Here is a 15,450-nt window from a genome sequence, read left to right on the forward strand (position 1 = left end):
TATCTCTTACGCATCCTAAACGGCAAATGCCAAAGGTTGCCTTGCTGATTCTTTTTGGCTTTTTGTGTATGCTTTTGCTCTCCAGCCCCGCGGGGGCGGAGGGCGATGGCACGGTCGACGAGCTCCTGCCGCCGGTCGGCAGCGCGCTCGTCGAAACCGGCCAGAGCCGCTGGGACGCGGCCGCCGCCGATGTAGAAGTGTTCGCTGCGCTGTGGCGCACCGCGAACACAGGCACGCCGGACCCGGCACTCGCCGGTCCGGCTGCTGCCGTTGACGCCGCGCTTGCAGACGCGGCGAAAGCCCTTGCAGCGGGCGGCGGCGAGCCCGCCAAAACCGCACTGTCCACGCTCGCGAGAAGCGTGGACGCGTACGTCACCGCCGCTTCCGGCACGGTCGGCGGTGATACTGTAGCCGCCGGACGCGAGACGGCGGCGAAGCTTTTGCCCGCGGCGGAACGCACGCGGGATGCGGCGCGCAGCGCCGACTGGAGCGCGGCAGCGGCAGCGTACCGCGACATCGTCAGCGGATGGAAGCCGGCGGAGCGCAACATCCGGGCGGACGATTCCGCCGTCTACAGCCTGCTGGAGACGCGAATAAGCCTGCTGCGGATTGCGCTGCAGGCTGAACCGCTCCGTGAAGCGTCGGCGAAATCGGAAGCAGAAGCACTATATCAGCTGCTGGCTGATTACAGTGAAGGCAAAACCATTGACGCTGGGGACACTTCCAGTGAACCAGCTTCTATAGAGGGATTAATCAACTACCTGAACAAAGCATCCTCCGCTGCCAAAGACAATAACAGCACAGAGGCCGCTAACATCATGGAGCAATTCATCGTAGCCTGGCCTTCTGCCGAAGGGCAAGTCCAGATCGCCTCACCAACAGTCTACAACAATATCGAAAACGAGAGTGCGGCTGTCACAGGTTACCTGCTCTCAAATCCACCTAAACTGGATCAAGCTTTAACCATCATGGACAATATGCTTAGTGAACTAACGCCTTTGGCTGGTGAGACCACTTATAATGCTTGGGATGCCGCTTTGATTCTGTTGCGCGAAGGACTTGAGGCTATTCTCGTCTTGTCAGCTCTTCTTGCTTACCTGAAACGTGATGGCAACGCCAAAGCGCAAAAATGGATCTGGTCCGGTGCAGCTGTCGGCCTCACCGCAAGTATCGGATTGGCTGTTGTGCTCACTTATACCATTTCTCGGGCAGCTTCCGGGGGAGCGCGGGAGATGATTGAAGGGATTACTGGTCTTGTCGCGGTAGTTATGATGCTCACCATCGGACGCTGGTTGCATAGCAAATCAAACACTGCGAACTGGAACAACTACGTGGGTAGGCAAGTTGATGGCGCGCTGGCCAAAGGAAACCTTTGGTCACTGTCCTCCGTTGCAGCGCTTGCGATTTTACGTGAAGGTGCAGAGACTACTATTTTTTATGTGGGCATGGCTCCATCCATCAAGCTGTCTCAATTACTGCTTGGGATTGGATGTGCTCTGATTATTCTTGGTATTGTAGGTTATGCAATGATTGCCTTGAGTGCAAAATTACCGATTGCCGCCTTCTTCCGTACAGCTACAATTCTTATTTATTACCTAGTATTCCGCTTTCTTGGGGAGAGCATTCACTCGCTTCAGGTCGCTGGCAAACTTCCTGCGCATGTACAAGAGGGCTTGCCTTCAATTAACTGGCTTGGCATGTATCCAACTTGGGAAACCTTGCTTCCACAGCTGCTTGTCCTGCTGTTTATTGTGTGGGAGCTGCTTCGGAACAGATCGCCAAAAGCTTCACGAACAGCTTAGTTTTATTAATACAATAGATCTACCGGTCCGTCACGCCCTTGTGGTTACGCCGGTTTAGTCCGGTAATCTCTTGCATTTACAGTCTAATTTATGAAATGGATTCCATAGCAAGCTTTTTATTTGGGAGGTTATTTGCGGACAATATGATAAAATAAAATGACTATACACAAGCACCAAAGGGAGGCTGTTGTACTCTAATGGCTAATATTAAAGAAATTGCCCGTATGGCTGGTGTTTCCGTGACAACAGTCTCGCGGGTGCTCAATAATCACCCTTATGTAAGTGAAGTCAAACGAACCGCAGTTCTAACTACAATTGAAAAATTAAACTACACGCGTAATATGAACGCTGTGCATCTGATCACTGGGCGGACTCAAGCTATAGCTGTTATTATTCCGTATACCAACTTATTTTATTTCTCAGTCATTATAGCAGGCTTGGCTCAAGAAGCACTGCTGGCTCAATACCGGCTCGTTCTGTGCCAAACCGATTATCGTACTGAAGAAGAAATTAAGGTGCTTGAGATGCTGCGCAATAAAGAAATTGACGGTGTGGTTATGGTCTCTTCAACAATGAGCTCAGAAGCTATTGAAGAATATACAGCTTATGGCCCTATTGTGGTATGTCAGGATAGAGGAGAACGCCAATTTTCTTCTGTATATATTGAGCATTATTCTGCTTTTCGCAGCGGCCTTCAATATTTGAATGATAAAGGTTACCGCCATATTGGCTACTGTGAAGGAAGACCATACGGCAGCAGCAGCTCTATCCGACAAATTGCCTTTAGAGACTTTCTGGCGGCTACAGATCATCCTTACATTGATGAATGGATGATCTATAACTGTGTGACCGAAGAGGACGGTGCCCGCGTACTACACCAACTGCTGCAGATGAAGAATCGTCCTGATGCCCTGATTATTTCAGCAGGCGATCATATAGCGGCCGGTTTAATCATCGAAGCTTGGAAAAAGGGTATCCGCATTCCTGAGGATCTGGCCGTCATCGGATTTGATGATCAGCCTATCGGCCGAACGTTAGGTCTGACCACTGTAGATAATCAGTTAACTGAAATGGGCATATCCGCTTTTCGGATTATCTATGATCAGATCCAGCGAAATGATGGACAACCCGTTCACCGCAAGCTTGAGTACCGTATTATAGAACGCAATACAGTATAGCATCCCTTTTATCTTATATCTCCGTAATTACATCATTTAACGGTCCACTTTGCAGCCTTCTGCGAGTAGGCCGTTTTTTATTTTTGCATATTCCCCTCAAGTATTCATTTTTATCCCTTGCTTCCGAATGGAATTTGTTTTATCCTAAGTATGAAAATAATTTTCTACATTTAGTTAATAATTATAAAAATAATTTCAATACCCCATTGAAACGAGGTGGATGAATGGATGTCCCCAATACTGCATGCACTCGAGCATGAGAAGGCCAAGCTCTCTCAAATGGAACGAAAGCTGGCTGAACGAATTCTCTCCTCACCAGGCGAAATCGTTCATATGGGCATTACAGAATTAGCAGAACAATGCGGAATAAGCCCGGCAACGATCACACGTTTCTGTAAGGTGCTTCATTTTAAAGGCTTCCCCGACTTCAAGGTGAAGCTGGCAGCAGAAATTGCTCATAGTGATGCCGCGCCGCAGGATGGTGGCTCTTCTTATCAAGATATTGTAGCAGGCAACCCACTCTCCGTGATTGTGGAAGCGATGCAGACGAACCATCTGACCTCCATCAGGGACACTACTTCCCTGTTAGATCTGGAGCGACTGCAGGCAGCAGTTAATTTATTGTGCCAAGCACGCCGCGTTGATCTATACGGGATGGCGACCTCTTCCATTGTTGCTCAGGATTTCTATCAGAAGCTGATCCGCATAGGCGTAAATTGCACTGCTTTTGCTGATTCCCATATGCAGATTACCTCTGCTTCATCACTCTCCGAAGGTGATGTCGTGTTCGCAGTATCCTATTCGGGAGAGACTCCCGAGACCATTGATGCCTTGATGTGTGCGAAGGCTAGCGGAGCAAGCACTATCGCACTAACCTCTTATGGCAGCAGCACCTTGGCTACTCTGGCGGATATCCCCCTATTCTCCTCATCTTTGGAGAAAGGTATGCGCCGGGGAGACATGGCCTCACGCATAGCTCAGCTTCACATCATTGATATTTTGTTCACTGGAATGGTCAGCACCCGTTTTGGGGATTTTATTCCTAGACTGGAGCAATCTTATCTCAATGTCCAACAATACCGAAACAAACGAGGAGGACAATCCTAATGAATATTCTAAAGTTCCATAGTGATGAAGATTTCGTACAAACGGGTGCGAATCTTATCGCCAGCCTACTGCAAAGCAATCCTAAAGCCGTGCTCGGTCTTGCGACCGGAAGCTCCCCAGTTGGTGTTTATGCCAAATTGGTTGAAATGCACCAAAAAGGACTTGTGAGTTTCTCTAAAGCAACTTCCTTTAATCTGGATGAGTATATCGGCTTGCCTGTCGACCATCCACAGAGCTATCGCAGTTTCATGAACGAGCAATTATTTAACCATATAGATATTGATCCAGGACAGACACATATCCCTAACGGAAACGCAGCGGATATGGAAGCAGAATGCCTTGCATACGATAAAATGCTGGAAGAAAACGGACCCGTTGACTTGCAGATTCTCGGTATTGGCAGCAACGGCCACATTGGATTCAACGAACCCGATGCTAACCTCAGCAGCAAAACCCATGTCGTTGACCTGCTTGATGATACCCGGGAAGCGAATGCCAGATTCTTCGACAGTTTGGACGAGGTACCTCGGCAAGCGATCACAATGGGCATTGGAGGCATCCTAAAAGCACGCCAAATTCTCTTATTAGTTCGTGGTGCCGGCAAAGCTGAAGCCATCCGCAATGCTGTTGAAGGCCCGATTACAACCCAATGCCCTGCATCCTTGCTGCAGAGCCATCCAAATGTAATCGTTCTCGTAGATGAAGGAGCAGGCAAATGGCTGAAATAAATAAAGAACTAGAACAGTTGCTGTTCGGTAAGGTACTGACTCCCCAAGGTTTAATTGAGCATGGTGTGATTGCCGTATCTGGAGAGCAGATCCACTATGCTGGCGATGCGGCTTGGCTCCCAGAGCGTTACGCTCATTGGCCTGCCAGTGGTCAAGCAACGGATCTTCTGATCCCCGGATTTGTAGATGTACATGTTCATGGTGGAGCTGGCCACGACTTTATGTACAGTGATACTGAATCGCTGAATGCCATCACTAAGTTCCATAGTTCCCAAGGAACAACAACAATGCTGGCTACAACCATGACCGCTTCCAAGTCTGCTATTGACCAAGTATTCTCCGAAGTCAGCGCTTATCGTGCTGCTGAAATGCCTTACACACAAATTGCAGGCATGCATCTGGAAGGACCCTTCATCAGCCCGAAATGGTCCGGCGCACAAAATCCAGAGCATATTGTTCCTGCCAATATTGAGTGGCTAGCACAATGGGAGAACGATTATCCAGGAATGATCCGGCAAGTCACGCTTGCTCCGGAACGTGAAGGTGCCCTCGAAGCTATTCTCTGGCTGCGCAAGCACGGTATAACTGCAGCGCTCGGGCATACGGATGCTTCCTTTGAAGAGGTTATTGCCGCAGCAGATGCTGGACTTAACCAAGCTGTGCATATGTTCAATGCGATGACACCCCTACATCACCGTAAACCTGGAGCGGCTGGAGCTATTTTGTTCGATAAACGCATTCGCGCAGAGATTATAGCCGACGGGATTCATGTTCATCCCGCAGCCATTTCTATATTGACCCGTCTCAAGAAAGAGAACAATTTATTACTGATTACTGACGCCATGTCTGCAACTGGACTTAGTGATGGTGAATATACAATTGGTGATTTACCTGTACTCGTTCAAGATGGCATCGCCACCCTTAAAGATAATCCTGCTGCTCTAGCTGGAAGCACACTAACGATGATTCGCGGCTTCCGTTATCTGATCCAAGAGGTAGGACTCAGCTTGGAAGAAGCCTCCCGTGCTGCAAGCCTTACGCCAGCGGCGTCCATTGGAATGGAGCGTAGCATTGGTTCCTTGGAGGCTGGAAAACGCGGCGATATCCTGCGCCTTGATGCTGAATTTAATATTTGCGGCGTATGGATCGGCGGACGTCCAATCACCACTTCATAAAATTAGCTCCAAACAAAAAAGCAACAATTCTCTCCAGATGGTGAGATTGTTGCTTTTTTATTTAGATCACAATAATCATTAATAATTACGTGTTGGGAAAATTCGTTCAACCATGGTACGGAATTCATCCACAAATCCTTTTATCGGATGACCAGCACGAGCCTCTTCAGCATAAACATTAGCGCGTTCCACGAAGTCAGGATTTGCTGATACGTATACATCCTTAATTCTCGCATCATGTTTTTTAACTTCTGCAGCAATTTTATCTTTAATTGCTTTGGTAACTGTTTCTGTTTCTCTTGTATTTATGGTGTTATTTGTGTTATTTGAGTTATTCGTGCTATTGGTGTTGTACATATGCGTCGAATTACTTCTGTAATTCGTGTCATGGGTACTAGGAGTGGTACTGCGCATACCCATTCCAGTTCCCATACCTTTTCCCATCCCCATATCTACATCATGTTTCGAGCCATCGCTGTTCAGCAGAGGACCATTATTATAAGTATGGTTTCTTGTCGTACCTGTTCCCATAGTACCTGTACCTGTACCTGTACCTGTACCTGTACCTGTACCCAACATACCCGCTCCCAAATTACCCATACCATTGATTCCATTTCTGGTTGCCGGTCCAGTACTTGTTGTACCAGGAACTGTATTTACAGTACCTCTTAAGGCTCCGTTCATACCATTTGTTACGGCTCCAGTATCATTCATTCCATCACGGCCAATTTTCACTCTTCCTGTACCAGACATTACGCCAGTCGGTCCATAATTGTGAGGAGTGGTTGAAGATTTTGCCCGATACGATGGAGTCCCTTTGGCACGCAAGCCAGCAGTTGCATCATTTAAAGTTACTGCTACATACGCGCTTTTACCTGCAAGCATTACATTCGCTGAACGGACTTCAGGCATAGCAGCAATCCGGTCTGCAAGCTCCTGACTAACTTCCATCTTAGTGATGTTATGCGTGCCACCGCGTACGGAATTTACACCAATACGCCCATCATCTACTCCCCGGACACTATTGGTTTGCACATTAGATTTTTCTGCCGTATTGGTTCCACACCCTGTAATACTCACCAAGCCGAGAAGCAATGCAGCTGAGACTGACATACTGATCTTGGATCGCAACATGAATTCATCCTCCATCTCTAATGTTGTATGTGTGCAGTGTACGATCGTTAGGATGACCTTCTGAAGAACAAGCTATCCTGAAAGGATTTGGAACTATGCCACTTTGACCGTCACCCGCGAGTGCAGATCGGCGTATCTTATAAACAGTAAGCCATATCTCAACAAGTCGGTATTGCTCCGCAAAAGTCAGGAGGCTTGTGCATGAAAGTTCTATTTACGTTTTATGTACCGAGTGGCGGGGTGGAGACATTAAATAAGCTGCGATGTGAAAGTCTCCAGCGAAGTGGGATCGAATGCCATGTTTTATATCTAATGCCGGGTTCAGGCCAGAATACGACCAATTTTCCGGTATTTGTCTCATCTTCAGATGAAGAAATTAAAAATTTGCTGGATACCCATAATTACGATGCTATTATTGTTACATCAGATTATTTATTACTGAAACGTCTGCGTGAACTCGGTTACCGCGGTATTATGATATACGAATCTCAAGGCCTTGGAAAACGCAGTCATGCGGAAACTCTGATCAGAGATGCTGTCCCTTATTTACGTTCTTATTGTAATGCGGTACTAATCCCGCCAACCGATCATTTGTTGGAGCTGTTTATTGAAATCTGTCCCTGGCTGCATCGTTATGTAATTCCGAATATTGTTGATGTCCAGTCCTTTCAGCATATCCCTGCTGAACCTCCGGCTAATCCGGTTATCGCTTGGGTAGGCCGGCTAGAGAGCAATAAAAATTGGCGGGAATACTTGAGAATCGCCCATGAAATTCGCCTTTATAAACCAGATCTTCATTTGTGGATGTTCCATGATCCTAATTTAGCCGCAGAGGATCAAAAACAATCCTTTCAGGAGGAGCTACACGCCTTAGGGCTGAATGATCGTCTAAGTACTTTTACCAATATTCCTAATCATGTAATGCCGATTTATTATTCCTCGATAGCCAATTCTGGTGGATTCCTGTTAGCCACCTCCATTACAGAAGGATTTGGATATGCTGTTGCCGAAGCGATTTGCTGCACTTGTCCAGTACTTAGTACAGATTCCGATGGTGTCAGATCCTTTATTGTTCATAATGTCACAGGTAAATTTTACCCGCTTGGCAATATTCCAACTGCCGTCAACGAAGGACTGGAGCTTATGAACAATATTCCTCTGCGAGAGGGTCTCCGTCAGCAAGGAAGAGGATATATGGTCTCACGCTTCGGAACCGAGAAGTATGCGCAGTCTTTTCGTGAAATGATGAATTCATATGCCATCTTCTAACCGAAATCAAGCAAAAAAACCTTCAAGCCACTTCTCAAGTGGTACTGAAGGTTTTTTATATTTTAAGGACATATTACTAAGAGCTCCTCGCTACGATCTCAAACAGTGCATTCTGAAACAATTGTGTGCTTTTTTCCCAAGTGAAATGCTGTGAATCCTGCTCCCCCTTACGAGCCAGCCGCTGGCGTAAATCCGGGTCTTTAATTAAGGTTATGATATCATCCGCGAGCCGATTCTCAAACCGGTAGGACATTAAGCAGTTGTGGCCATGCCTGCCATATTCCATATTCCCACCGGAGTAAACAGTAACGAGTGCTGCTCCACAACGCATAGCCTCGATGCCTGGTAGCGATCCCGTATCATACGTACTTGAGCTTACAAAAATATCACTCTCACTATAATGGTAACAAAGTTCAGTATCATTTGCAGGAGTCCTTATATGATATCTTTCATCCATTAATAAAGTTTGCAGTGTAGTCGACTCAGCAAATTCACCAGGAGGAATAATCAAATAAAGTTCAACTTCTGGATGAAGTCTTCTGACCCGATTTAACTGTTCAAGCAAATAATCTTGTTCACGATGACCTGAGAATCCTCCCTCCGGCTTTCGCATAACCGCGGAAACTACAAGCTTATTTTCAGGTTCACGAATGTTCAGGTTTCTAAAAACAGGATTCACACCAATGGGCACGATTGTCCCCTTAATGCCATGATTCATCTGGACGATTTCTTGCTGCCAGCGGGAAAGTACGAGCAGATTGCTGGTTAAACTATAAGATGCAAAAGAACGGCTATTGTCAGGTAAAAAAGTGGGCTCGTAGCAAAGTGCTAAGCGAATATGAATCCCTTTTCCCTCATTACTTGCCTGCTGCGATACCTCGACTGTGGTATAAAAGTTGGAGACAATCACGTCCCCCACTGGAAAATCGCTGGCCGACAAATCATCATCTGCCGCATAACGCAATTCACAATTTATCTCGTATTCAACGACACCATCGCTGGGCAAGAGGATCGTAATTTCATGACCGATCTCTGACAGACGATTAGCCAGTTCTGCCAGCATCCGTTGTGCTCCGCCCCTAGATAGAGTTAGAACAGGAAATATTAATTTCATTCCCCTCTCTCCTTTAGCAGCAGATGCGATAGAACCCCGTGATGTTTTGCTTGTACCAGTTCTATCTCTCTTTTCTGCGCCTCACTATGAATCACTGAGCCCATCTCTTGATGCACTCGATAATCAAGCTGCGGATGCTCAATATAAGACCAGCTAAAATGCGGTAAAATACGCAGCCATAAATCATAATCTTGAGTATATAACAACATTTCATCGAACGTTCCTACAGCACGAAATATATCCATATGAAGAAGAACTGTACTCCCATTCACCGGACAACCCAACATCATAGTCTCAATAAAATGGGCCCTGCTGCTAAAAAGCATACTTACCGTATCTGAGATCCGTTCTCCCTGCTCATTTATATAATAATAGGCTGTATAGTTAAACAAAGTGCCCGTACTTTTGAGCTTTTCTATTTGGTTTTTGATTTTATCCGGGTGAAATTGATCATCTGCACTGAGCCAGGCAAAATACGTTCCGGTAGCCACTTCTATCCCTTTGTTCAAAGCAGAGGCCGTCCCGCCATTATCCTTTTGTATATAAATGATCCTGTCACGGAAGGGAGTCAACTTCTCCAGCCATAGGGTAGAACCGTCGTCGACTACAATGAGTTCTATATTCGGATAGCTTTGATTCAAGACACTTTGGATGGCGAGATCCACATACGAACAGTTATAAAATGGGATGATCACCGATACTTTAGGTACTTCACTCATACGCGCTCACCTCCTTCACCCGGAGCTCAACTTTTTATACTGTTTTACAAGCAAGCAAGGCATCTACTGGTGCATGGTCTTCACCGAATGCTTCTCGAAACGATGGGTTTTGGGCATGATGGAAGCCTTTCAGTACCGTTACCTCATACCCGAGTGCAATAAAATCCTCCGGCTCCCATCCGCTCCGGTGCTTTTGATAATGCTCCCCCTGCAAATGATAATGATCCATACCCTCCTGTGGAAAAAAGCCCCGAGGGGTAAATACAACTACTCGGTTATTGGCGATTCTTTCGGCCATCCCGAGCAGTGTCTTCGCTTCATTTTTATTAAAGTGCTCTATTGAATCAATAAAGGTAACCGCTGAAAATGTTTTGGGGAGGAACAATTTATCCATATGACTGGCATCTGCATGTACCGGAATAATATGAGGTGACTTATATTGACGATGCAGCAGGTACGGCCTGTGAATTTCTAATCCAAGCACTACTGCGGCTTCATATCGTTCAAGCAGGGTACCGGTGCCGCTGCCGATATCCAGAATACTCTCGCAGAATTTCAACTGTTCCAGTAAGACTGGCAGAAAGTCATTCACTTCAATTTCCCGGTACATTACCTTCAGCCCCCCATAGAAGAAATCAAGTGCTGCAGCGAATTCTTGTAGCGGGCATTGGTCGCAGCTGCCTCTGCCATAATTACATCAAAATATTTGATCGTTCCCATGCCATCATGAGTCCGGTAAGCTGTAAGTGATTGATTCAACATCACAGGTGGATATCCGTTCAGAATGGCGCGGAACCATAAGTCATAATCATGTGTGTAAGGAAGTGATTCATCAAAAAGCCCTATGGCTCCAAACACCTCTCGTTTAAACATCACCGTACAGCCATTAATAGGATTACCGTGTAAAAAACAACGTAAGTAATCCAGGTGACTAGGAAACAATGGCGCAGCATTCAGCTGAACCAGCTGCGATTGAGCGTTAATATAATTAAAGTTGGTATAGGAGATTAACAAGTGGTTCTGCTCCATGAACAGAACCTGATTGTTGATCTTATCCCGATAAAATAAATCGTCTGAACTAAGCCAGACCACATAGTCCCCTGTTGCATTCAAAATGCCGTGATTCAGTGCGGAGGCGGTTCCCCCGTTGCCTTTGCCCAAATAATGAATTCGGGAGAGATACGGTGTAATTAGATTGCTATGAGCGTGCGAGCCGTCATCGACAATAATGATCTCGTAAGGTTCCCAAGACTGGGAGAGCGCACTTTGCAGGGCGTGTTCAATATAAGGACAATTATAAAAAGGAATCACTACCGAAACCTTCGGTCTCATAACAACCTCCCCTCCCCGTTAACTCGGTAATAATTCAAAATATCCATTAACGATTGTCTAAGCCCAATCTCCGGGCGCCAGCCCAGTGAAGACACATCAGCCTCAGGGGTTGATGCTTCTGAATGAACCTTCTTATCCGCTGTGGCTGCGATCTCTGAAATAGCCCGTTCAGCATCTGCAGGTCCCCAGTCCATTGGCACTGGTCCTACAGAATGACTGAGCAGCTGCTCCGCGATCTCCCCGAGTTCCCGCTGCTTCCCCGAATCGATGCGATAGATGGTTCCATTTGTACCTTTACGCAAAATGTAGTCATAAGCTCTAACGGCATCTCTAACATCTAAAAAATCACGCAGCGCATAACGAGAAGAGAGCTTAAATGGAGGTATTTCCTCATCTGGCTGGACTTCACTTCGAACAATGTGCTGTGCTAATAAAGAGCAGAAGCCGGTGGAAGGACCGGGACCAATCAGATTACACGGTTCAGCCAGCAGAACCGGCTGTTTAAATAAGGTGCCCCATGCGAGGGACACCAGCTCTTCTATTGTTTTGCTAAGGCTATACGGGTGTGGTGGCCCAGCCACCACACCCGGTTTGAACTTAAGTCTGGAGCCTGCCACTAGAATCCGACTGCTCGGCAAGCTTCGCATTGCCTCTAGTAAATATAAGGTGGCCATCACATTTGTCTCCATATAAAGCAAGGGATTAAGCCATGACTCGGGTACGGAGTTCTTCCCAGCCAAATGAAGGACAGCGTCCGGCGCAGTTTGCTTGATCATCTCAGCTACTGCTTTCCGGTCACTTAAATCACAAACATATATCTTTACTCCTTCTGGAAAAAGAGTGGAGGCAGCTGTCGATTGCGGCCGCAATACAGCGATAACCTCAGCCCCTCCTGCCGAAAATAATCGAACCGCATGTTGCCCGGTGAATCCACCGGCTCCGGTAATCAGAAGTCTTTGCCCTGTCATAAATACATCTCTGACTGTTTCATCCAGTCAGCCAGTTCCTGCAGCATTAAAGGATATGAAGGCAGCGGCAAGAGGACATCCGCTCTTGTATTCACTAGTGTACGATCCTGAATATGTTCATCCTCAGGGATGATCTCCACATTTTCTTTATGAAAAGCCGCCTGAATATGCTGAAGCAGCTCATATTTACTTACTGGCTCTGGATGCGCTAAATGGATCAGCCCCGATACGGAGGAATCCAGCATTACATCCACTGCTTTGGCTAATTGGAGCGTTGTGACCCCGTTCCACATCACCCGCCGGTATCCTGAAACTTTACCACTCTGCGCCAGGAACCAATCCATCAGACCAATACCGCCTGAGCGGATTTCGGGGCCAATAATGGAAGTGCGAATCGTAAGATGCCCGGGTTTTTGCACCTCACCGAGGCTTTTCGAAATTGCATATACAGAGGTTCCATCAGGAGCATCCTCTTCGGTGTACCCTCCGCGTGTTCCTTCGAACACGCAGTCGGTACTGATATGGATGAGCCTTGCCTGAACATCCTCCGCCTTTCGCCACAAGTGATGAGGGAGGAAGCCATTCACGTGGTAAGCCCCAATTTTGTCACGCTCCGCGAATTGATTGAGAACCCCCATTGCATTGATAATGCAATGAGGGGAAACGATATCGACCAGCTTCTCAACTCCGGCTATATCGTTCGCATCTACATACAGCCCGCCAAGATCGCTCTTATCCCGGGTTGTATGGAAGACGTGATGCTTGCCCTGGCGGCGAAAATAATCCGCCAGCATATGCCCCGCCATACCGTTTCCACCTAGGATAAGCAGCTTCATTGCAGGAACCCTCCCCGGATCAAGATGCTTTTGATCTCTTCCCGATCCATCAGATTCGTCTCTGAACTGAAGCTATTGAAAGAGACATGAGGATAAGCGCTATAATGTGCCTTTAATTCCGGCATGTTCAGCGTAGGGAGAATTACTAGATACTGTTCATCGTAGACAACGGTAGTTAAGCTTTCGAAATCGCTCATCAGAATCTCGTGGATTTTCTCCCCCGGACGAATCCCGGTTTCGACAATACTCACATTGGACTCTCCGGAAGCTTCAATCAGCACCTCAGCAAGATCGATAATTCGGCAGGTAGGCATAGTCATGACGAAGATTTCTCCACCCAAGCTAACCTCAGAAGCTTTAAATAATAATGTAATAGCATCGCGTAGGGTAAAAAAGAAGCGGGTCATTTTCATATCCGTAATGCGTACCTGACCCTTATCCTTAATCTGCTTCATGAACAAATGCACGACGCTGCCGTTCGTTCCGAGCACATTACCTCCGCGTACAGTAACGAACCGGGTGTTTGAGCCAATCAGATTGGCATAAACGAACAATTTTTCCCCGATCGCTTTGGTCATTCCATAGAAGTTGGATGGGTTCGCAGCCTTATCGGTAGAGATGTAAATTGCTTTTTCAACGCCATTTACAATGGCAGCTTCGATCACATTTTGAGTTCCCACTACATTGGTTTTGAGTGCTTCATAAGGCTGATCTTCACAGACTGGAACATGTTTGAGCGCCGCCAGATGAAAGATGTAATCAACGCCACGGCAGGCTGCAATCAGCGCATCCTTGTCACGGATATCGCCAATGATAAAGCTGAGACGTTGATCTTCAAACTCCCGGCTCATCGCCACTTGAGCGGATTCACTGCGGGAGAATACGATGATTTCCTTAGGATTTTGTGGCAGAAGTTGCCTAATCAGTTCATGCCCCCAGGAACCAGTTCCGCCTGTGACCACAATCCTTTTATTATTGAACATGCAGGTTCCCTCCAAGCAAGAATTTAACTACCTTGACCGAAACATCCGGAGTCATGTATCCTTCCGGTGCCTCCCAATCCCGATTGAGCGCCGTCATCAGCTTGACGCTGCGCAGAATACTTTTCTGATCTACACCTGAGACTACATTGCTGCCACAATCCACTGTTTCTGGACGTTCCGTCGTTCTGCGAATCGTAACTGTTGGCACTTTCATCAAGCAGCATTCCTCCTGTACAGTCCCGCTGTCGGTGATGGCACATAAGGCGTGCTGTTCCAAATAGACAAAATCAAAAAATCCGAAAGGTTCATGAAATTCAACTAGTGGGTTCATTGGAAGGGAAAATTGCTCGGTAAGTTTGGAGCGAGTGCGAGGATGAATGCTGCATATTAAACGAATTCCAAAATGCTCAGCCACTGCGTTAAGACCCGACATAATTTGTACAAGGGACTCTGGATCGTCTACATTCTCAGCACGGTGGGCCGTGACTAGAAAATACTGTCCTGAGGTAAGCTTCAGCTGCTCCAGAATGTCGCTAGTCTGGATTTTGTGCTCAAAATGGGTCATGACCTCATGGATCGGATTTCCTGTTAACACGATACGCCTGCTGGGGAAACCTTCGCTGATTAGATGTCTTTTGCTCTGCTGCGTATAAGGCATATTAATGGTCGAAACGGCGTCGATGACACGGCGGTTTTTCTCTTCTGGTACTTGGAGGTCATAGCAACGGTTGCCCGCTTCCATATGCACCACCGGAATTCCCATACGTTCAGCCAAAATCGCGCATAACGCGCTGTTCGTATCGCCCAGAAGCAAGACACGATCTGGCTGTTCTTTTAGTAAAATGCTTTCTAACCCTCCGAACATGGCGGCAAGCTGACCGCCTAGTCCTGCTTGTTTATCCTGCAGCACATAATCCGGTGCCCGCAGTCCCAGCTCAGCAAAGAAAATGCCGCTGAGACTGGCGGTGAAGTTCTGGCCTGTATGCACCAGGATGTGCCGCTCAGCATGTTCGTCGAGAAGCGGAATGATTACACTGAGGCGAATGATTTCAGGCCTCGTGCCTAAAATCGTCATGATCTTCATGAGTTCACTCCCCTGCCTGTT

General features: G+C 47.0%; 15 protein-coding genes. 6 read left to right on the forward strand and 9 right to left on the reverse strand.

What is annotated here, in order from left to right; translation table 11 throughout:
- Nucleotides 1-26 precede the first annotated feature (26 nt).
- The 5 genes from NSQ50_RS25585 (at nucleotide 27) to nagA (ending at nucleotide 5,990) form a co-directional block, all read left to right on the forward strand.
- Nucleotides 27-1,802 (forward strand): FTR1 family protein, encoded by a 1,776-nt coding sequence (locus tag NSQ50_RS25585; RefSeq protein ID WP_076223526.1) that lies wholly within the window; start codon nucleotides 27-29, stop codon nucleotides 1,800-1,802.
- Nucleotides 1,803-1,999: 197 nt separating this feature from the next.
- Nucleotides 2,000-2,980 carry a LacI family DNA-binding transcriptional regulator gene (locus NSQ50_RS25590; RefSeq protein ID WP_076141523.1) on the forward strand — a complete coding sequence of 327 codons (981 nt, stop codon included), beginning with the start codon at nucleotides 2,000-2,002 and terminating at the stop codon, nucleotides 2,978-2,980.
- Nucleotides 2,981-3,208: 228 nt separating this feature from the next.
- Nucleotides 3,209-4,087 (forward strand): MurR/RpiR family transcriptional regulator, encoded by an 879-nt coding sequence (locus NSQ50_RS25595; protein ID WP_036679688.1) that lies wholly within the window; start codon nucleotides 3,209-3,211, stop codon nucleotides 4,085-4,087.
- Entirely contained in the window at nucleotides 4,087-4,815 is a 729-nt protein-coding gene (gene nagB / locus NSQ50_RS25600) for a glucosamine-6-phosphate deaminase (protein WP_036679689.1), read from the forward strand. The genes NSQ50_RS25595 and nagB overlap by 1 nt, the downstream gene beginning before the upstream one ends.
- On the forward strand, nucleotides 4,803-5,990 hold the full coding sequence (gene nagA / locus NSQ50_RS25605; RefSeq protein ID WP_036679691.1) for an N-acetylglucosamine-6-phosphate deacetylase: 1,188 nt from the start codon (nucleotides 4,803-4,805) through the stop codon (nucleotides 5,988-5,990). Before nagB ends, nagA begins: the two co-directional genes overlap by 13 nt.
- A gap of 78 nt (nucleotides 5,991-6,068) precedes the next feature.
- Here nagA and NSQ50_RS25610 read toward each other — a convergent pair whose 3' ends face one another.
- Entirely contained in the window at nucleotides 6,069-7,124 is a 1,056-nt protein-coding gene (locus NSQ50_RS25610; protein ID WP_076223486.1) for a YhcN/YlaJ family sporulation lipoprotein, read from the reverse strand.
- Between the two features lie 201 nt (nucleotides 7,125-7,325).
- Here NSQ50_RS25610 and NSQ50_RS25615 point away from each other — a divergent pair, with 201 nt between their 5' ends.
- Nucleotides 7,326-8,393: a glycosyltransferase family 4 protein gene (locus NSQ50_RS25615; protein WP_036679693.1), complete on the forward strand. Its 1,068-nt coding sequence runs from the start codon at nucleotides 7,326-7,328 to the stop codon at nucleotides 8,391-8,393.
- A 76-nt stretch (nucleotides 8,394-8,469) separates the two neighbouring features.
- Here the strand turns inward: NSQ50_RS25615 and NSQ50_RS25620 are convergent, their stop codons facing one another.
- The 8 genes from NSQ50_RS25620 to wecB are packed head-to-tail and all read right to left on the reverse strand — an operon-like array spanning nucleotide 8,470 to nucleotide 15,429.
- On the reverse strand, nucleotides 8,470-9,507 hold the full coding sequence (locus tag NSQ50_RS25620) for a glycosyltransferase family 4 protein (protein ID WP_076223487.1): 1,038 nt from the start codon (nucleotides 9,505-9,507) through the stop codon (nucleotides 8,470-8,472).
- The gene (locus tag NSQ50_RS25625; protein WP_076223488.1) at nucleotides 9,504-10,226 is read right to left on the reverse strand and encodes a glycosyltransferase family 2 protein; all 723 of its coding nucleotides are present in this window, start codon (nucleotides 10,224-10,226) and stop codon (nucleotides 9,504-9,506) included. The genes NSQ50_RS25620 and NSQ50_RS25625 overlap by 4 nt, the downstream gene beginning before the upstream one ends.
- Before the next feature lie 34 nt (nucleotides 10,227-10,260).
- On the reverse strand, nucleotides 10,261-10,836 hold the full coding sequence (locus NSQ50_RS25630; RefSeq protein WP_036679697.1) for a class I SAM-dependent methyltransferase: 576 nt from the start codon (nucleotides 10,834-10,836) through the stop codon (nucleotides 10,261-10,263).
- A 5-nt stretch (nucleotides 10,837-10,841) separates the two neighbouring features.
- Nucleotides 10,842-11,558: a glycosyltransferase gene (locus tag NSQ50_RS25635; protein WP_036679699.1), complete on the reverse strand. Its 717-nt coding sequence runs from the start codon at nucleotides 11,556-11,558 to the stop codon at nucleotides 10,842-10,844.
- Complete coding sequence (locus NSQ50_RS25640) at nucleotides 11,555-12,526, reverse strand: NAD-dependent epimerase/dehydratase family protein (RefSeq protein ID WP_076223489.1); 972 nt, start codon at nucleotides 12,524-12,526, stop codon at nucleotides 11,555-11,557. Before NSQ50_RS25640 ends, NSQ50_RS25635 begins: the two co-directional genes overlap by 4 nt.
- Complete coding sequence (locus tag NSQ50_RS25645; protein WP_076103694.1) at nucleotides 12,523-13,362, reverse strand: dTDP-4-dehydrorhamnose reductase family protein; 840 nt, start codon at nucleotides 13,360-13,362, stop codon at nucleotides 12,523-12,525. Before NSQ50_RS25645 ends, NSQ50_RS25640 begins: the two co-directional genes overlap by 4 nt.
- Nucleotides 13,359-14,345, reverse strand: a complete 987-nt coding sequence (locus NSQ50_RS25650) for a polysaccharide biosynthesis protein (protein ID WP_036679704.1) — start codon at nucleotides 14,343-14,345, stop codon at nucleotides 13,359-13,361. Before NSQ50_RS25650 ends, NSQ50_RS25645 begins: the two co-directional genes overlap by 4 nt.
- Entirely contained in the window at nucleotides 14,335-15,429 is a 1,095-nt protein-coding gene (wecB, locus tag NSQ50_RS25655) for a non-hydrolyzing UDP-N-acetylglucosamine 2-epimerase (RefSeq protein ID WP_076103696.1), read from the reverse strand. The genes NSQ50_RS25650 and wecB overlap by 11 nt, the downstream gene beginning before the upstream one ends.
- Between the last annotated feature and the right edge of the window lie 21 nt (nucleotides 15,430-15,450).

The sequence above is a fragment of the Paenibacillus sp. FSL R10-2788 genome (genome assembly GCF_038003885.1).
Taxonomy (GTDB): Bacteria; Bacillota; Bacilli; order Paenibacillales; family Paenibacillaceae; genus Paenibacillus_AQ; species Paenibacillus_AQ odorifer.